The 18,287-nt window shown below is 48.0% G+C and carries 20 protein-coding genes; 11 read left to right on the forward strand and 9 right to left on the reverse strand.

What is annotated here, in order from left to right:
* Window positions 1-189: 189 nt before the first annotated feature.
* The 4 genes from ureA to D5S11_RS00765 all read left to right on the forward strand — a co-directional run bounded on the left by ureA (window position 190) and on the right by D5S11_RS00765 (window position 3,129).
* Entirely contained in the window at window positions 190-507 is a 318-nt protein-coding gene (gene ureA, locus D5S11_RS00750; RefSeq protein WP_007407581.1) for an urease subunit gamma, read from the forward strand.
* The gene (gene ureB / locus D5S11_RS00755) at window positions 504-878 is read left to right on the forward strand and encodes an urease subunit beta (protein ID WP_012118652.1); all 375 of its coding nucleotides are present in this window, start codon (window positions 504-506) and stop codon (window positions 876-878) included. Before ureA ends, ureB begins: the two co-directional genes overlap by 4 nt.
* A complete protein-coding gene (gene ureC / locus D5S11_RS00760) occupies window positions 875-2,584 on the forward strand; it encodes an urease subunit alpha (protein ID WP_007407580.1) in 1,710 nt (569 codons plus the stop codon). The genes ureB and ureC overlap by 4 nt, the downstream gene beginning before the upstream one ends.
* Window positions 2,585-2,724: 140 nt before the next feature.
* Window positions 2,725-3,129 carry an Rrf2 family transcriptional regulator gene (locus tag D5S11_RS00765; protein ID WP_003151203.1) on the forward strand — a complete coding sequence of 135 codons (405 nt, stop codon included), beginning with the start codon at window positions 2,725-2,727 and terminating at the stop codon, window positions 3,127-3,129.
* 331 nt (window positions 3,130-3,460) lie between these two features.
* On the opposite strand, the gene xynA is transcribed toward D5S11_RS00765, so the two are convergent.
* The 3 genes from xynA to cls form a co-directional block, all read right to left on the reverse strand.
* The gene (gene xynA, locus D5S11_RS00775; protein ID WP_007407578.1) at window positions 3,461-4,102 is read right to left on the reverse strand and encodes an endo-1,4-beta-xylanase XynA; all 642 of its coding nucleotides are present in this window, start codon (window positions 4,100-4,102) and stop codon (window positions 3,461-3,463) included.
* A 487-nt stretch (window positions 4,103-4,589) separates the two neighbouring features.
* The gene (locus D5S11_RS00785; RefSeq protein WP_007407576.1) at window positions 4,590-4,976 is read right to left on the reverse strand and encodes a DUF5362 family protein; all 387 of its coding nucleotides are present in this window, start codon (window positions 4,974-4,976) and stop codon (window positions 4,590-4,592) included.
* Between the two features lie 136 nt (window positions 4,977-5,112).
* Window positions 5,113-6,561 (reverse strand): cardiolipin synthase, encoded by a 1,449-nt coding sequence (gene cls, locus D5S11_RS00790; protein ID WP_007407575.1) that lies wholly within the window; start codon window positions 6,559-6,561, stop codon window positions 5,113-5,115.
* 220 nt (window positions 6,562-6,781) lie between these two features.
* Here cls and D5S11_RS00795 point away from each other — a divergent pair, with 220 nt between their 5' ends.
* Window positions 6,782-7,219 (forward strand): DUF5392 family protein, encoded by a 438-nt coding sequence (locus tag D5S11_RS00795; RefSeq protein WP_007614328.1) that lies wholly within the window; start codon window positions 6,782-6,784, stop codon window positions 7,217-7,219.
* Between the two features lie 31 nt (window positions 7,220-7,250).
* Here the strand turns inward: D5S11_RS00795 and D5S11_RS00800 are convergent, their stop codons facing one another.
* Together D5S11_RS00800 and D5S11_RS00805 are read right to left on the reverse strand one after the other, a co-directional pair.
* A complete protein-coding gene (locus tag D5S11_RS00800) occupies window positions 7,251-7,700 on the reverse strand; it encodes a DUF5362 family protein (RefSeq protein WP_015418404.1) in 450 nt (149 codons plus the stop codon).
* Window positions 7,697-8,188 (reverse strand): GNAT family N-acetyltransferase, encoded by a 492-nt coding sequence (locus D5S11_RS00805; protein ID WP_089072492.1) that lies wholly within the window; start codon window positions 8,186-8,188, stop codon window positions 7,697-7,699. The genes D5S11_RS00800 and D5S11_RS00805 overlap by 4 nt, the downstream gene beginning before the upstream one ends.
* A 138-nt stretch (window positions 8,189-8,326) precedes the next feature.
* Between D5S11_RS00805 and spoIIQ the strand changes: the two genes are divergently transcribed.
* Window positions 8,327-9,196: a stage II sporulation protein SpoIIQ gene (gene spoIIQ / locus D5S11_RS00810; protein WP_007407571.1), complete on the forward strand. Its 870-nt coding sequence runs from the start codon at window positions 8,327-8,329 to the stop codon at window positions 9,194-9,196.
* 91 nt (window positions 9,197-9,287) lie between these two features.
* Window positions 9,288-9,710 (forward strand): VanZ family protein, encoded by a 423-nt coding sequence (locus D5S11_RS00815; protein ID WP_007407570.1) that lies wholly within the window; start codon window positions 9,288-9,290, stop codon window positions 9,708-9,710.
* Window positions 9,711-9,726: 16 nt separating this feature from the next.
* Here the strand turns inward: D5S11_RS00815 and D5S11_RS00820 are convergent, their stop codons facing one another.
* Window positions 9,727-10,302, reverse strand: coding sequence for an undecaprenyl-diphosphatase (locus D5S11_RS00820; protein WP_007407569.1), 576 nt, complete (start codon window positions 10,300-10,302; stop codon window positions 9,727-9,729).
* Window positions 10,303-10,466: 164 nt separating this feature from the next.
* Here D5S11_RS00820 and ftsW point away from each other — a divergent pair, with 164 nt between their 5' ends.
* The gene (gene ftsW / locus D5S11_RS00825; protein ID WP_007407568.1) at window positions 10,467-11,621 is read left to right on the forward strand and encodes a putative lipid II flippase FtsW; all 1,155 of its coding nucleotides are present in this window, start codon (window positions 10,467-10,469) and stop codon (window positions 11,619-11,621) included.
* Window positions 11,622-11,674: 53 nt separating this feature from the next.
* Here the strand turns inward: ftsW and D5S11_RS00830 are convergent, their stop codons facing one another.
* Both D5S11_RS00830 and D5S11_RS00835 read right to left on the reverse strand, forming a co-directional pair.
* Window positions 11,675-12,025, reverse strand: a complete 351-nt coding sequence (locus tag D5S11_RS00830) for a P-II family nitrogen regulator (RefSeq protein ID WP_003151222.1) — start codon at window positions 12,023-12,025, stop codon at window positions 11,675-11,677.
* A gap of 17 nt (window positions 12,026-12,042) precedes the next feature.
* Complete coding sequence (locus tag D5S11_RS00835) at window positions 12,043-13,254, reverse strand: ammonium transporter (protein WP_003151223.1); 1,212 nt, start codon at window positions 13,252-13,254, stop codon at window positions 12,043-12,045.
* 252 nt (window positions 13,255-13,506) lie between these two features.
* On the opposite strand from D5S11_RS00835, the gene D5S11_RS00840 reads away from it, so the two are divergent.
* From D5S11_RS00840 to D5S11_RS00850, 3 genes are all read left to right on the forward strand, one after another.
* Window positions 13,507-14,073: an isochorismatase family protein gene (locus D5S11_RS00840; protein ID WP_020956462.1), complete on the forward strand. Its 567-nt coding sequence runs from the start codon at window positions 13,507-13,509 to the stop codon at window positions 14,071-14,073.
* Window positions 14,070-15,434, forward strand: coding sequence for an MFS transporter (locus D5S11_RS00845; RefSeq protein ID WP_020956461.1), 1,365 nt, complete (start codon window positions 14,070-14,072; stop codon window positions 15,432-15,434). Before D5S11_RS00840 ends, D5S11_RS00845 begins: the two co-directional genes overlap by 4 nt.
* Window positions 15,435-15,597: 163 nt before the next feature.
* Window positions 15,598-17,052 carry an NCS1 family nucleobase:cation symporter-1 gene (locus D5S11_RS00850; protein WP_108725264.1) on the forward strand — a complete coding sequence of 485 codons (1,455 nt, stop codon included), beginning with the start codon at window positions 15,598-15,600 and terminating at the stop codon, window positions 17,050-17,052.
* Between the two features lie 34 nt (window positions 17,053-17,086).
* On the opposite strand, the gene D5S11_RS00855 is transcribed toward D5S11_RS00850, so the two are convergent.
* On the reverse strand, window positions 17,087-18,283 hold the full coding sequence (locus D5S11_RS00855) for an MFS transporter (RefSeq protein ID WP_012118641.1): 1,197 nt from the start codon (window positions 18,281-18,283) through the stop codon (window positions 17,087-17,089).
* Window positions 18,284-18,287 lie beyond the last annotated feature (4 nt).

Here is an 18,287-nt window from a genome sequence, read left to right on the forward strand (position 1 = left end):
ACATTTGATTAAACGTTTGTTGAAGAAAAAAATGAGAAATCGGTAATTTCTGCAAAAGGAATCGGGCCGTTCACCGTCGAATAACTTTTATCACTTAACATTTCATGAGGTGAAGGGGGTGACGGCCGCCTGCATCGTTTCGGTATGACCATGCGGATTGTGTTTGACTATCACTAAGGGGGAATACAGATGAAACTGACACCGGTTGAACAAGAAAAATTGCTTATTTTTACGGCGGGAGAGCTCGCTAAGCAGCGGAAGGCGCGCGGCGTTCTGCTGAATTATCCCGAAGCCGCCGCATATTTGACCTGTTATCTGATGGAAGGCGCGAGAGACGGAAAAAGCGTTGCTGAGCTGATGGAATCCGGCCGCAATGTATTGACGGAAAAAGACGTTATGGAAGGCGTTCCGGAAATGCTGGACAGCATTCAGGTGGAAGCGACGTTCCCGGACGGGGTTAAGCTTGTCACCGTTCATCAGCCGATCAAGGCGGAGGTGAAGTCATGAAGCCGGGAGCGATTCAAGTCGCAAAGGGGATCATCACCATTAACGAAGGCCGGAAGACGCTGGAGGTGTCAGTCACCAATAACGGAACACGGTCAGTGCAGGTAGGATCGCATTTTCATTTTGCCGAAGCCAACGGCGCCCTTTCCTTCAATCGGGACAAAGCAATCGGCATGCGCCTTGATATCCCGTCAGGCACATCTGTCCGTTTTGAACCGGGAGAAGAGAAAACCGTCACGCTCGTGGAAATCGGAGGGCGAAAAACGGTCAGAGGTCTCAACGGCATGGCCGATACGTATATGGATGAGCGGGGAAAAGAGAAGACTCTGTCAAATCTTAAAAAAGCCGGATGGATGGAGGAGGCGATCCGATGAAAATGTCACGTGAGCAATACGCAGAACTGTTCGGACCGACAACGGGAGACAAAGTCAGACTCGGAGATACGGATTTATGGATTGAAGTCGAAAAAGATTTCACGAATTACGGTGAAGAAATGATTTTCGGCGGAGGGAAAACAATCCGGGACGGCATGGGGCAGAACGGGCGTATCACCGGGAAAGACGGAGCGCTTGATCTGGTCATTACAAACGCGGTTATCCTGGATTATACCGGAATCGTCAAGGCGGATATCGGGGTGAAGGACGGCCGGATTGTCGGCGTCGGAAAAAGCGGCAACCCTGATATTATGGATGGGGTGGACCCGCACATGATTATCGGTGCCGGAACAGAAGTTATTTCCGGCGAAGGGAAAATCGTAACGGCCGGCGGGGTGGATACGCATATCCACTTTATCTGCCCGCAGCAGATGGAAGTCGCGCTTTCTTCAGGCGTGACCACGCTTCTCGGCGGCGGAACGGGTCCTGCGACGGGAAGTAAAGCGACGACTTGTACATCCGGTGCATGGTACATGTCGAGAATGCTGGAAGCGGCCGAGGAGTTTCCGATCAATGTCGGTTTCTTAGGAAAAGGGAATGCATCCGATAAAGCGCCGCTGATCGAGCAGGTGGAAGCAGGCGCGATCGGCCTGAAGCTGCATGAAGATTGGGGATCAACGCCAAGCGCCATTAAAGCTTGCATGGAAGCAGCGGATGAGGCGGACATTCAGGTGGCGATCCATACAGACACGATAAATGAAGCGGGCTTTTTAGAAAATACGCTTGATGCGATCGGCGACCGGGTTATCCATACATATCACATAGAGGGAGCCGGCGGAGGCCACGCACCGGATATTATGAAACTCGCATCTTACGCCAATATCCTGCCGTCCTCTACGACGCCGACGATCCCGTATACCGTCAACACGATGGACGAGCATCTTGATATGATGATGGTCTGCCATCATTTAGATTCAAAAGTGCCTGAAGACGTGGCGTTCAGTCATTCACGCATCAGAGCGGCCACCATTGCGGCGGAGGATATTCTGCACGATATCGGCGCGATCAGCATGACGTCATCTGACTCGCAGGCGATGGGCAGGGTGGGAGAAGTGATTATCCGGACATGGCAGGTGGCCGATAAAATGAAAAAACAGCGCGGCGCTCTATCAGGAGAAAACGGCAATGACAATGTGCGCGCCAAACGCTATATCGCCAAATACACGATCAACCCGGCCGTCACTCACGGCCTGAGCCATGAAGTCGGTTCCGTTGAAAAAGGAAAGCTCGCCGACCTTGTACTATGGGACCCGGTTTTCTTCGGCGTCAAACCTGAACTTGTGCTCAAAGGCGGCATGATCGCCCGCGCCCAGATGGGAGATCCGAATGCTTCCATTCCGACGCCTGAGCCCGTGTTTATGCGGCAGATGTACGCATCATACGGTAAAGCAAACCGAAATACCTCTATTACATTTATGTCCCAGGCCGGTATCGCAAACGGTGTGCCGGAAAAGCTCGGCCTTGAAAAAATGATTTCTCCCGTACGGAATATCCGTAAGCTGAGTAAGCTCGACATGAAGCTGAATGACGCGATGCCGAATATACAAGTCGATCCGAAAACTTATCAGGTGTTCGCCGACGGAGAAGAGCTGGCATGCCAGCCCGTCAGCTATGTTCCGCTCGGACAGCGTTATTTCTTATTTTAATCCCTCTCCGGCCGGTTTCCCGCCGGCCTGTTTACCCTCTATTGCCAACTTGATTTCATCCTGCCGCCCGTTTTAGTGTATATTAGTAGTTGACAAACAAATGAAATGTAACTATTGCGGTTACAACGGTGGTGAAAAACATGATTAACAGCCGTCTTGCTGTGGCCATTCACATTCTATCGCTGATCTCAACGGATGAACGGGCGTCATCGGATATGATTGCGGGCAGCGTAAACACCAATCCCGTCGTCGTGCGGAGAACGATCAGCCAGCTGAAAAAAGCGGGTATTCTGACATCCCGGGCGGGTGTTCCGGGAGCCAGCCTGAAAAAAGATCCGTCGGAGATCACCCTCTTAGAGGTTTACAGGGCGGTGCAGAATAAGGAAGAGCTTTTTGCGGTTCACGACAATCCGAACCCCGACTGTCCGGTCGGCAAAAATATTCAGCGCGCGCTCGATGAGACGTTCGGAAGCGTACAGCGGGCAATGGAGAATGAACTTGCGAGCAAGTCCCTTTATGATGTAATGAATCATCTCTTTTGTTAAAAAGAGATGGGTTCATGCCGCTAACGGTGTAACAAAAATGGTTACAAGGAATAATGAGGAAATCACGGTCTTGGCTCCATATTCAGACACGCCTGGATGCGGGATTGCGATCTGTTTAATGAAGAAATCCTCCGAAACTAAAGGAGGTGGTTACCGGGATATTTTTATTTCGCTTAAGACTTATGTGAAGGTGTCAGCTGTGAGCAAGTTAAACAAAAAATGATATCCTGCCTCCGATATTGCCAAAACCGTTCGCCTCTTAACAATCATTATAAAATTTCTCAAGGAACGATCAGCAGCCCGTTAGCTGCCCCTAATTAAAGATGAGGTGTTACCACACTGTTACATTAGAACTTCCGCTGCTTTTATATCCTTCTGTCGCTAAGACTTGATAAGCCCAATTACTGCCCAGATTCATTCCATGGCTCTTCCAGGCGTTAACATGATTGCTGAAAGTGATTGCAGCGTTGCTTCCGGTTGGTCTCTTCGACTGGCGAACACTCCAGTACTGCGTAAAAGTAGTGTTATCGCCATCAATGGAAGGTGCGTTATAACGTGTCGTTGTATATATGTCATATGTACCTCCATCACTCTTTACAGTACCTTTATACGTTCCGGTAGGTCTGTAAGTACCCCATGAATCCACTACATAATATTCGATGAGAGGTGCTCTCGTCCAGCCATATAAAGTCAAATATCCATTGCCATTCGGCGCCCAGACTCCGGCATTATAGTTTATTGTTCTAAATGGCGAGCCTGTAGTCCAGCCTTTACCAACAACGAAATTTCCGGTATTAGACCAATTAACACTGTAATTCCCGCCAGATCCATTGACAGCGTTGACTGTTCCGCCCCCATCAGTCCAATTTTGCCAGTAATCTGTGCCAGCTGCAGAGGCGGTTGCCGAAAACATGCTGATACTCATGAAAGCAGCCGTTAATCCAACTAAGAATTTCTTTTTAAACTTAAACATATGTTACCTCCTATACTATTTTTTCTGACTTTGACATGAGGCAGCACTCGTAAATATTTAACGAACGCCAACGCTTTTGATCGTTCCTTTCAATATAATAGCATGAATACATGAGTGAATATTAAGAACAATTGTAATTTAATTACAAAGACCCAAAAAATTGTATGATGAGTGGTCTTGTCCCATCAGGGCTTTTATCCTTATTTTGCAGAATCACAATTCTTGCTTCTAAACCTGATCAGGAACAGTCGAACAATTGAGTGATTTCAGTTGAAACTCTGAGGAAAAGCTTTATTTGAATAAACTTTTTTGAGCTGAAGCCGGAATGTCTGAAAGAATATTTGCAGACAGCTGCATCAGCTGCGCCATTATGCCATCGTCGTATTGAACGAATTGGATAATCCGAAGCACAAAAACGAACGCTTTACCGTTATTGAAGAAGCGGAATAAGAAAAAATCCCGGGCGGATGCGCCGGGATTTTCCTTTTTAATATGTATTGGCATCAATATTATTAAACACGCCGTCCACGATGCCGAGCGTCATGAGGACAATGAAGAGAACGATACCGAGAACGGACAAGCCGACCGTCACAATCAGGTAGATCCCCTGCATTTTCACGAACTTTGCATAATTCTCCAGCATATGTTCCTCTGTCAGTTCATTGAACTGCTCCGCCATCTGTCCCGCTTCATTTGCCGAGCGCATCAGAAAAATGCCGGCAATGATCTGCAGAACGCCGGGAATGGCTCCGATTAAAAAGAAAAACGCGCCCGACAGCGCCGCAAACGCACCCACGATAATAAATAAAATACCTGTCGCTTTTCCCCATTTCGAAATAGAAATAAGCGAACGATTCACTGATTCAGGTTTCAAACTATGGCACTCCTTTACAAAAAAATACTCACTTTTCATTTATACACTATTCGGTCATTCTTTTGAATATAAAATGTGTTTTTTCATGCCGTGTCCGTTTTTATATCAGAAAATTCCCGAGAAAACACCCCGGGAATTACAAAATCGGCGAAAGAAGTCTTGAAATCGATTCTTTAATGCGGATCCGCAGCGAACGCTCCTGATATTCTTCATACGTATATTTTCTGGAGACGAGCAGATCTTCTTTAAATGAGGAAATGAGTTTTTTCGCAATGGTGACGTCATAAATAAAGGCGTTGACTTCAAAATTAAGTCTGAAGCTTCTGACGTCGATATTCGCCGTACCGACTGAAGCCGTCTCATCATCGACGACAATCGTTTTTGCATGAATAAAGCCGTTATCGTAAATGTAGACTGAGGCTCCGGCTTTCAAAAGATCGCCGATGTAAGATAAAGTCGCCCAGTAAACGAAAGCGTGATCCGGCTTGTTCGGAATCATGATTTTGACGTCGATGCCTGACAGACAGGCGATCCTGAGGGCATCTAAAAGACTTGAGTCAGGAATAAAGTAAGGCGTCTGAATCAGGATTGACCGTTTGGCCGTTGAGATCATCTTGATATAGCCGTTTTTAATTTGTTCCCATTCTGAGTCCGGTCCGCTCGTGACAATCTGCATCCCGACATTGCCCTTCGGCTCGCATTCCGGAAAATGATTCGGAACGTATGTGAGCGTATGATGATGGGAGGCTTGGTTCCAATCGAGGATAAACCGTGTCTGAATGGCGTGTACCGCCGTGCCTTGAAGCCTGAGGTGCGTATCGCGCCAGTAGCCGAATTTCGGATTCAGGCCGAGATATTCATCTCCGACGTTAAAGCCGCCGACATAGCCGGTTTCGCCGTCAATGATGACGAGCTTGCGGTGATTCCGGTAATTGAGCCGCAAATTAATCGGACGAAGCCTGGAAGGAAAAAAGACTTCCACATGGCCGCCGGCGTCCCGCAGCGGTTTGAAGAATTTTTTTCTGAGTGATCTTGAACCGAGTTCATCATATAACACTCTGACTTTTACGCCTTCGCGTGCTTTTTTCACTAAGGCATCGCGCAATTTTTTTCCCAGTTCATCACCTTTATAAATATAGTATTGAAGGTGAATGTGATCTTTTGCGTTGGAAATGTCCTTCATTAAGCGTTTGAACTTATCGCGCCCGTCCGTCAAAATCTCCACCGAATTATCCTCTGTAAAGACTGCGTGGTTGTTCATGACAAGCATATAGATGAGGTCTTTATTATCCACAGTCGCCCTGTTGTTAAATTGGAATTGCCTCGACTTCAGATCCTTCAGCTGAGACTTCAGCAGCTTTTCAATCCCGATTTTTTTACGGTCTTCCCACTGAAACAGATGCTTGCGTCTCAGGTTATGGCCGAATAACAGGTATAAAATAAACCCTAAAATGGGAATAAAAAAAAGAACCAAGAGCCAAGCCCATGAAGCGCTGGCATCGCGTCTTTCTTTGAAAATCATGATGACGGCCAAAAGTATATTTAAAACGAAAAAAAATCCGAATAAAATAAATGAAATGCTCACTTTGCAACCCCGCTATATCATATTTATCAAGACTGTGCCCATTAGTATTCCGACAAGTGCAGCAATCTGATTCCCATTTCAAATTATAACATTGACATTTTGAAAGAATAAAGAGCCGGAATCAAAGATGAATGCAGTTTTCTTTCAAAGAAAGTTCCGGGTGCGGTAAAATATGCATATATGAAAAAGAAGACAAAAATGACAGCAAAGGGGAGAGGGCATGAAGCTGGAGCATGCGGAACAATTGCCGGGATTCATAAAAAAAGAAATTCAGAAAATACAAATCGCCATCGCGCCGCTGATGAAAAAAAGCATCATTTACCGTTTTCTTGCTTTCCCGCTCGCCGCTTTTAGTCTGTTTCATCTGGCATCGCTTTTGATTCAGGCCCCTTCCGGGAGAGGAGCTCTCGTATCGGCCGGCATTTTTGCCCTCCTTGCGGCTCTGGGTCTTGCGTTTTTTAAGGAAGCCGGCTATCAGCGGAAACAGGTGCAAAAAACGATCCGCCTTTATATGCTGAACAGAATCAGAAAAAGCGATATTCTGTCCGAGGAACGGAAAAGCGCCTATACCCGGCTGATTGCCGAGGAGCCGTCTGCGATGAAGAGCTTTATTGAATTTTTAACGGAAGAAGACCGGAAAAAAGAAATGCTTTATTAAAAAAGAGCTGACACGCGATCAGCTCTTTTTGTCATTCAAACACCGGGTCGTTCTCATAGTAATATGAATCAGGCGTGTCATACGTATCAGTGCTGTGATAAGCGATAATTCCGATGACAGCGAAGATGACGACTAAAATAAAAGCGAGAATGCCCAATACCACACTGGATGCCGCGTAAAAAAACTGCATTTTGATAAATGACGCGTAATGTGCAAGCATATTTTCTTCCGCGTTTTCTTCTAGTCCTTCCTGAAGGGCGGCAGCCGCTTTTGCCGAGCGCATCAGCATGACGCCGGAAATGATGAGCAGAACCCCCGGAATGGCTCCGAGCAGTGTCACAATGGCTGACAGAGCGGAAAGAGAGCCCGTGATGATCAGAAACACGGCGGTGATCTTTCCCCATTTGGCGATGTCGGCAAGGGAACGGGCTTTTTTATTGAGCGGCTGGTTTTCGTCTTTCTCTTTATCGATGGTGATCATGACAGTTCTCTCCCTAAAATGTTCAAGTCATATCGTTTTCCGTCCATTTCGGCGATACCCGGGAATACGCCCCATTCGGTAAAACCGAATTTTTCAAACAGCTTAATGCTCGGCACATTATGTCCGAAGATAAAAGCCATCAGGCTGCGGATGCCGATTGCCGGAGCGAGTGCCAGGGCTTCTTTCAGCAAAAAGCTTCCTGCTCCTTTGCCGCGGCAATCCTGATGCAGATAGATGCTGATCTCCGCCGTTTTGTCATAGGCCGGACGGCCGTAAAACGTTTCAAAGCTGATCCAGGCCGCCACTTTGCCGGTTTCATCTTCCGCGACCATCAGCGGGCGCCGGTCCGTGTGCCGCAAAAACCAATCCATCCGGTCTTCGGGCGTCACTTCTTCCGTATCAGCCGTTACCATTCGTGAGGCAATCGTCGAGTTGTATATGGCCACCACCGCATCTAAATCCTCCAATACGGCTTTGCGCAGGGTCAAATTCATATTCCGGGATCTCCCTTCACATTTTATTACATAATCAAGTGCAATCTGCACATACTATTTCCAAAAAAGTTTTTTATGGATGTGTATATATTTTCAGAAAAGTGTTCAGAATGTTGCTGAGGTGATGAACAAATGAGAGAGGAAGAAAAGAAAACTTCTCAAGTCAAAAAACTTCAGCGGTTTTTTCGCAAACGCTGGATATTCCCTGCAATCTACTTAGTCAGTGCGGCCGTCATTTTAACAGCTGTCCTTTGGTATCAATCCGTTTCGAATGATGTGAAGGACAATCTGACGAACAACGGAGGAAACTCCGCGTATGACAGCGGCAAAGACGATGCCGTCGAAGTAGGCAAGTCAATGGAAAACGTCGCAATGCCGGCTGCTCATTCTGAAAATGTTTCTGTTGTGAAAAAGTTTTATGAAACTGATGCCGCAAAAAAAGAGAAAGAAGCAGCACTTGTTAACTATAATAACACGTACAGCCTCAGTAAAGGAATTGACTTAGCTGAGAAAGACGGAAAATCATTTGATGTTTCTGCTTCTCTGAGCGGTACGGTTGTTAAAGCTGCTAAAGACCCGGTACTGGGATATGTGGTTGAAATTGAACACTCAGACGGCCTGTCTACTGTCTATCAGTCTTTATCTGAAGTCAGCGTGGATCAGGGCGACAAAGTAAAGCAGAACCAGGTCATCGGTAAATCCGGAAAAAACCTTTACAGTGAAGAAAGCGGAAATCACGTGCACTTTGAAATCCGCAAGGACGGCGTAGCGATGAACCCGCTCAATTTTATGGACAAGCCGGTAACATCTATTGAAAAAGCGGCGGCTGAAGAGAAAAACGCTGTGACAGAAGAAACGGAAGGGTCAATTCAGCAGTCTTCCGAGAAAAAAGATGTGACGCCTAAAAAAGAAACCGAAGAAAAACCAGGTGACAAAGAGGACGGCACAAAAGACAAGACAGATGGTAAAGATGACGGCTCAATGAAAGATTCGGGCAAGTAATCTTGATCCCAAAGCGCCTATCAGCTCAGATAGGCGCTTTTCATATTGCCGCATGTGCCTTTATACTAGTAGAAAACGAAGGAGATGCTGAATGAATAAATGTCTGGCGGCCGGGTGGCTCGTCTTTGTTTTCGTTTCGGCTTTGACGGAAAGCTTTCACGATATGATTGTGTCACAGACGGTGTCCTTCCGTTTCACGCCGCATCCGGATGTGTCCGGTTTCTTTGTGTTCGATATGGCGGAGCTCGCCATACCGGAAGCGGCGATTCAAAAGCTCGGGCACGCGTTTTCATTTTTTGTGCTCGCCTATTTGTTTTTCAGAGAGCGCAGGCGCATGAAGAGGGCGGTGCTGTATGCATTGGCCGCCGCTTTCCTGACAGAAATCGTCCAGCTCTTTTTCGGCAGAAACGGATGCCTCCGCGATGTGCTGATTGACAGTCTCGGCATTGCCGCATTCTGTGCTTTACAAAGGAAAAAGCATACAGCCAAACATACAAAAACCGGCAGTCTGTGACAGACGCCGGCTTTTTTTATATATTATGGTTTGTCGATTTGCTTTTATGAACGATACTTTCATAGATTCGCACGATCAGATCGACAATCGGACGAAGCACATTTGAAAATCTGAACAGCAGGAATCCGACAATGAGGGAAACGATAATGCTTCCGAGCACATCGATCGGATAATGGTGGCCGACCCAAATTCTTGAGAAGCCGGTCAAAAGGCCGAAAATCACAAGCGGCCAGCCGAGTTTTTTGTTGCGGAACAGAATCGCAATTGAAATCGCCAAAGCGCCTGTCGTATGGTCACTCGGAAATGAAGCATCCGCGGCATGAGGGATCAGCGTATGAACCGTATGTTCGACAAAGGGGCGCGGCTCGACATAGACTTTCGTGATGAGGTAGTTGACGATAAGCGCTGCAACACCCGTGAAGCCCGCGTACAGGGCGTTTTGTCTGCCTTTTGTGCTTCCGAACAGCCACATGGCAAGCAGGAAAAGGGCGTAGGCGTAAATGGCGTATTCCGTAATAAATACCATGATAGAGTCGAGAATGGCACTATGGTGCGACAAACCATTGATCGCTTTAAATAGTTCGTAATTCACAAATATCACCTTTTATCTTTATTTTATATGAACAGTGTAATGCTTTTTTCTATGAGACACAATTGGTATTAAAAATAATCATAAAAAAGTAAACAGAATGAAACGTGACTGTATTACTGTGCGTCAAGTATGCGGGAAAAGAATAGCCGAAGGAGTTTTGTCCGTTGCTGAAACGTTTGAAAAACGCCGATCTGCCGCTTGTGTTTGTCATTATGCTGCTTTGCGGATTCGGCTTGTTAATGGTGTACAGCGCCAGTGATGTGATGGGGTCTCAGCGGTACGGAGATCCATCCTATTTCTTCCATAAACAAAGTGCCTCTTTACTGATCGGATTATGCTTATTTCTATTTGCCGCCTGTCTGCCGTATAAGCGGTATGCGCGGCTTGTACCGCTGTTTGTGGTCGGTTCGCTGGTATTGCTGCTGCTCGTCTTGATACCGGGAATCGGGCTGGAGCGGAATTTTTCCCGCAGGTGGCTGGGAGCGGGCCCGCTTGTCGTACAGCCGTCTGAATTGGCGAAGATCGCGATGATTTTGTATTTCGCTTCGATTTATACGAAAAAGCAGCCGTACATTCATCAATTTGTGAAAGGGGTTCTGCCGCCTTTAGTGATTTTGGGAACTGCTTTTCTGCTGACATTGGCGGAGCCTGATTTAGGGACGGCTTCCTTAATCCTGGCGGCGTGCGGGTCGATTTTATTATGTGCCGGCTTGAAAAAGCGCCATCTGTTCGTGCTCGGCGCGACGGCGGTGTCGGGGGTTGTTTATCTCGCATTTTCCGCTTCCTATCGTGTGAAGCGCCTCGTTTCCTTTACCAATCCGTTTGGTGATGCGAACGGGGACGGCTATCAGCTGATTCAATCCTATTTTGCTATTTCCGGAGGCGGGTTTTTCGGAAGAGGACTTGGAAACAGTGTTGAAAAAATGAACTATCTGCCTGAGGCGCATACCGATTTCATTATGGCCGTGATCAGCGAAGAGCTGGGGATATTCGGTGTTCTGATCGTTTTGGGATTATATTTTGCGTTAATGCTTCTCGGCGTAAAAACGGCCGTGCGGGCTGATGACCCGTTCGGGAAGCTTCTTGCCATCGGAATTACGTTTCAATTAATGTTTCAGGTTGTATTGAATTTGGGAGCGATGAGCGGACTTCTCCCGGTTACGGGTGTGCCGCTTCCGTTTATCAGCTACGGCGGTTCTTCATTGATTATGACGCTGTTTTTGTGCGGCATACTGGTCAATATCAGTACATATGCGAAAAAACAACCCGTACGGCATAAGCGGCCTGTCCCGCATGAAAAAAAGGTTTCTTCTTTTTAATGAAGCCCGAAAAAAACGCCCGGGACATTTCTGTCTCCGGGCGTTCTGCCTGTTTATAAAGCTCCTGGTCCTTCTTCTCCGGTGCGGATATTAATCGTGTTTCCGATTTCATAGACGAATATTTTTCCGTCTCCGGGCTCTCCCGTTTTCAGCACTTTTTTCGCCGTTTCCACGACTTGATCAACGGGGACCTTGCTGACAACGATTTCCACTTTCAGCCGTTCATACACATTGCTTTCAATTTTGACTCCGCGGTACAGTTCGGTGTGGGCTTTTTGAAGGCCGCAGCCGTGTACGTTGGAGAAGGTCAGCGATGTGACTCCGATTTTACCGAGTTCCTGTTTCAATGTTTCAAACTTAGCCGGACGCGTAACGATTTCTACCTTGAACATTTGACCGCTCATCTAAGCCACTCCTCACTTTATAAGTCCTGATATGCTTTTTCCCCGTGCATCGTTAAATCAAGCCCAAGTGACTCTTCTTCTTCACTGGCGCGCAGGGGAATGAACAGACCTACAATTTTAATGATAACGAAAGTGACAATAAATACAAATACATAGGTTGCCGCAATGGCCGCAATCTGCTTCCAGAGCAGTCCCGGATCGCCGTAAAACAGCCCGTTTGCCCCGCCGTCATTGACGGAAGTGGTGGCGAATAAACCGGTCGCGATGCCGCCCCATGTCCCGCCGATCCCATGCAGGCCGAAAGCGTCAAGCGCATCATCATAACCGAAAGTCTTTTTGAGCCAATAAACGCCCCAAAAGCAGACAAGCCCGCCGATGAAACCGATTACGATGGAAGAGAACGGCGTAACGAACCCGGCAGCCGGCGTAATGGCGACAAGCCCTGCGATTGCGCCCGATACAGCACCCAGCATGGTCGGTTTTTTATTCAGCATCCATTCGATTAAAATCCAGCCGATAATTCCGGCTGCAGCCGCGGTGTTTGTGTTAATGAAGGCAAACATCGCGATACTGTCAAGCGTGAGGGCGCTGCCGACATTGAAGCCGAACCATCCGAACCAGATGAGCGCTCCGCCCAAGAACGTGTAAATTAAGTTGTGAGGCGAAGCCGCCGTGCCGTCCTTGCGTTTCCCGAGCACAATCGCCAGCACAAGCCCGGCGACTCCGGAAGAAATGTGGACGACGTTTCCGCCTGCGAAGTCAAGAGCGCCCATTTGGCCGATCCAGCCGCCGCCCCATACCCAGTGCGCAACGGGCGTATATACGAGGGAAGCCCATAAAAAGGAAAATACAAGAAAAGCACTGAATCTCATGCGTTCAGCAAATGCTCCGGAAATAATGGCCGTCGTCAGTACGGCAAACGTCATTTGGAACATCATGAACAAGGAATGCGGGATCGTATCACTGTAACTTCCGGGTTCAAAGCCGACCCCCTTCAGCCCGGCCCATTCAATCCCGCCAAGCCATGTATTGCCGGGGGCAAAAGCAAGTGAATATCCGTACAAAACCCAAACGACGGATACGATGGCGAGAGAAGAAAAACTATGCATCGCCGTGCTGAGCACGTTTTTGCTTTTTACCATTCCGCCGTAAAACAAAGCCAGCCCGGGGGTCATCAGCCACACGAGTAAAGCGCAAAAGAACATAAATACTGTATCGCCCATCTGCATGTTGTATTCCTCCGTCTCATTCAGAATGTAATTGTGATTAATTCATTATTATAGAGAAAAAAGAACGATAAAACATTTTCGTGTAAGGTTATCTGACATGGTTTTTTGCATTCATAATGCTGCTTTTTCAAATGGGTGCCGTGCGACTTTATATCCATAAAAAGAGCGCCGGAGCACGGCGGAAGAAATCCTGTCCGGGAAAGAGTAAAATAAACGGGGTGAGAAACACTAACTGCATCAGGAGGAATCATTATGACAACATCATTAAATCTGCAATTTGAAAAAACGGCTTTGGTCCTTATTGATTTACAAAAAGGCATTGTGCCGATGGATAAAAGCGGTACCGTTGTGCCGAACGCGAAAAAATTAATTGAGGTGTTCCGGGAAAAAGGCGGATTTATCAGCTTTGTGAACGTGGATTTTCATGACGGAGCGGATGCGCTGAAGCCGCTGACGGATGAAGAGGCGGCGGGCCATTCGGCTCCGCCGGCGGACTGGGCTGAATTTGTGCCTGACATCGGAGTGAAAGAAAATGATTATACGGTAACAAAACGGCAGTGGGGCGCGTTTTTCGGCACGGACCTGGACCTTCAGCTCAGAAGACGGGGGATCGACACGATTGTGTTATGCGGGATTGCGACAAACATCGGTGTGGAGAGCACGGCGCGAGAAGCTTTTCAGCTCGGGTATCAGCAAGTTTTCGTAACTGACGCGATGGCGACATTCAGCGATGAACAGCACGAAGCGACACTCAAGTTTATCTTCCCGAAAATCGGCAGAAGCCGGACGACGGAAGAATTTATCGCACAGACAAAATGACAATCTCCAAAAAAAGCCGCGTCCTGTTCTTGACAGCCGTGGCTTCGGGGACGATGCTGAACCCATTGAACTCGTCGATGATTTCTCTTGCGCTTCACAGTATTCAGCATGAATTTCACCTGTCGTTTACAACGGTGTCCTGGCTGATATCGTCCTTTTATCTGGCCAGCGCGGTGGCGCAGCCTGTTACCGGGAAGCTCGGTGATATGCTCGGCAGGAAGAAGCTGTTTTTGATCGGGCTTCTGCTTGTTGCCGTCTCAGCGGTCGGCGCGCCGTTTGCGCCGACTTTTATGACTTTGCTGGTCATGCGGCTTTTTCAATCGATCGGAAGCAGCGCGATATATCCGTCCGGCGTCGGATTGATCCGTTCAAATATACGGGAGAAGCAGGCTTCGGCGCTGGCCGTCCTGTCAATCTTTGCATCAGCCATGACGGCGCTCGGTCCGACTCTCGGCGGTTTTCTGATCGTTTGGGGAGGGTGGCCGGCAATCTTTTTCGTCAATCTGCCGTTTATCATTCTCAGCTTTTTTCTCGGAATGTATATGTTTCCGAAAGATGAAAAACGCGAGATCGGCGGCTTGAAAGGTGTGCTCCGCCAGCTTGATACGATCGGGATACTCCTGTTTGCCGGGGCGATTATCCTTCTCCTGTCGTTTTTATTGTCCTTCAGTACGAAGCCTCACTATACAGAAGGCGTATTCGGGCTTTTGTTTGTCGGGCTGTTTATCTGGCGCGAGCTGAAAACAGAGAAACCGTTTATTGATGTCAGGCTGTTTAAAACGCATCGGAAACTATCGTCGGTGTATATTCAATTTATTTTGCTGAATATATTCTTTTACTGCATCTTTTTCGGGCTTCCGAGCTATTTTCAGGATGAAATGCATTTGTCCGTTCAGACAAGCGGGTTGATTATGCTGTTTATGTCGGGCATGAGTATTCTGGTGTCGCCTCTGACCGGAAAATGGATAGATAAGAAAGGGCTTCTTCAGCCGATTGTTGCCGGAACCTGCCTGACCGCGATCGGAGCGGTGCTGTTAACGTTTTTCTTTCTTCAGGCGCCCATGATAGGAAAAGGGCTGATCCTGTCCGTGCTGGGTGTCGGCTACGGCTTCGGAAATGTCACGTTTCAGGCGGCCATGCTGACAACGAGCCCCGCCGACATGGTCGGAACAACGTCCGGCCTGTTTCAGACCTGCCGGTATCTCGGTTCGATTTTGTCTTCTGTCATTTTGGGCATTCTTTTCGGAAAAGAAATTACCGCCGGCCATTTTCATATGCTTGGGACGATTCTTATCGTTGTCGGCGCTGTAAGCCTTTTGATGGCGTTCCGGTTTTCGGTTCTCCTCAAAAAAGCCTCTTAACAGGCGCAACAAAAAGAGACGGGCTCTCCCCGTCTCTTTTTTTGTGTAATGTGCTCAAAAATCAAAACGATTATTGTCGACAGCGACCAATGTTATTTACGGAATTTTCAGTTATATTTTTTCACATGTGATGTAAGGAAAACGCACATGCAGGAGGGAGAAAATGAAAAAAACAACGAGTGATCGGCTAAGCAACAAAGATTTACTGCCTTTAGAAGACGGCGAACGGACATGGAAAGCGGTGAATTTTGCATCCATCTGGATGGGTTGTATTCATAATATCCCGACCTACGCGACTGTGGGCGGGCTCATTGCGATCGGTCTTTCTCCGTGGCAGGTGCTCGCCATTATCGTGACGGCGTCACTCATTTTGTTCGCCGCTTTGGCCTTGAACGGCCATGCCGGAACGAAATACGGACTGCCTTTTCCGGTCATTATCAGGGCTTCTTACGGAATATACGGCGCTAACATTCCAGCGCTTCTCAGGGCGTTTACAGCCATCATGTGGCTCGGAATTCAAACATTTGCCGGGAGCACGGCTTTACACATTCTGCTTTTGAACATATGGCCGGGCTGGGGGAGTCTCGGCGGAGATTGGAATATACTCGGGCTTCATCTGCCGGGTTTTCTGTCGTTCATTTTCTTTTGGGGCATTCATCTGCTTGTACTGCGGCACGGCATGGAATCAATCAAAAAATTTGAAGTGTGGGCGGGCCCGCTTGTTTATCTCGTCTTCGGCGGCATGGTCTGGTGGGCGATAGATATTGCCGGCGGGCTCGGACCGATTTACTCACAGCCGGGAAAGTTCCACACCTTTTCTGAAACGTTTTGGCCGTTTGCAGCAGGGGTGACGGGCATTATCGGAATATGGGCGACGCTGATCCTGAATATCCCTGACTTCACCCGGTTCGCCGCGTCGCAAAAAGAACAGATTCACGGCCAGTTTTACGGGCTGCCGGGAACGTTTGCGCTGTTCGCGTTTGCAAGCATCACGGTGACATCCGGATCACAAGTAGCATTCGGAGAACCGATTTGGGATGTGGTGGAGATTTTGGCCCGGTTTGATAATCCTTTTGTTATCGCTCTTTCGGTCATCACACTTTGCATCGCCGCCGTCTCGGTTAACGTGGCGGCAAACATCGTGTCACCGGCCTATGACTTGGCGAATGTCCTGCCGAAGTATATTACATTCAGGAGGGGTGGGTATTTGACCGCCGTTTTGGCTCTGTTCACAATACCGTGGAAGCTGATGGAGAGCGCCACGAATGTTTATGCGTTTCTCGGGCTCATCGGCGGGATGCTCGGACCGGTGGCCGGGGTGATGATGGCTGATTATTTTATCATCAGAAAAAGGCGGCTCTCAGTTGAAGACCTTTATTCGGAAACCGGACAGTACACTTATTACAAAGGCTATAATTACCGGGCCTTTGCCGCGACCTTTCTCGGCGCGTTTATTTCTTTAATCGGGATGTACGTCCCGGCGTTCGCCGGCATCTATGATATCTCCTGGTTTGCGGGTGTCATTTTGTCATGTCTCGGTTATACGGCGCTTATGTATATTCATCCTCCTTATGTAAAAGCGGCAAGACGAATCGCGCGGGAAAGAGCGGCCGAATAAAAAAAGCCGGGGCTGCCCCCGGCTTTTTGTCATATCAGTCTGCGATTGAAACGTTTCCGTCCGCTTCAAGCGGCGTTCTTTTTTTCTGGCTCCAGCCATACAGGAGTAAAGCAATCAGGACGAACAGCCCCGCTGCCAGATAAATCGAATGGAATCCGGCCGAAGCGACGAAGAGGCCGAATACATATGACCCGCCGGCAATCCCGCTGTCAAAGAAAGTGAAGAAGGTAGCCGTCGCAAAGCCTGAACGGTGTCCGGGCGAGTTCTGAATCGCCAGCGTCTGCATACACGGTACGATAGAGCCGTATCCAAGACCGATTACGGCACCGGATAAGAGAAGCATGAGGGCGCTGTTTGTCATCGCCAGCATGCAAAGCCCCGCGGAGAACACGATAATCGACGGATAGATGACGATTCCCGGCCCCACTCTGTCAAACAGCTTTCCTGTGAAAGGACGGGCGGCCATCATCGTCACTGCGAAACAGACGAAGAAATAGCCGCTGACATCCAACAGGTGGATCGTCTTGGCATAAACGGATAAATATGAAGTCACACTTGAATAACAGAAAGAAATGGACAACCCGACAATCGCGATTTTAAGCGCGCCTTTTTCAAACATGTCGGAGAAAGAAAAACGGAAGACAGTCGTTCCGCTGTTGTTTTGATCCGGCACACGAATCATAAAAGCAATCAGCAAGCCTAAAGAAACAAATACGGCAAAAATCGTAAAGAAAACCGGGAACGAAATGACTTTCACAAGACTCAGCCCGAGAAAAGGACCGATCGCCATGGCAAGGTTCATAGACATCGCAAAATAACCGAGCCCCTCGCCGCGCCGCTTGGCGGGAATAATGTCAGCGGCAATTGCGCCCGTGACCGTCGTTAAAATGCTGAACCAGATGCCTTGGAAAAAACGCAGTCCGAGCAGCAGATAGAAATTGTGTAGCGGCAAATACAGATAAGAAGACAGGGCGAACAGCGCCAAGGATACAATCGTCATTCTTTTCTTGCCGAACCGTTCAATAATCGCCCCTGAAAAAGGACGGGTAATAATAGCAGATAACAGGAACAGGCTGATCAAAAGCCCTCCTTGCGATTCACTGCCGCCAAGCTCCTGAATCATATAGATAGGCAGCACGGCCAAAAATGTATAAAAGAACACAAAGACAAATAAATTCACGAGTACGACCATAATAAAATCTTTGGTCCAGATCGAGTCAGATTTACTCAAAAGT

This window comes from Bacillus sp. L75 (assembly GCF_003676355.1).
Lineage (GTDB): Bacteria > Bacillota > Bacilli > Bacillales > Bacillaceae > Bacillus > Bacillus velezensis.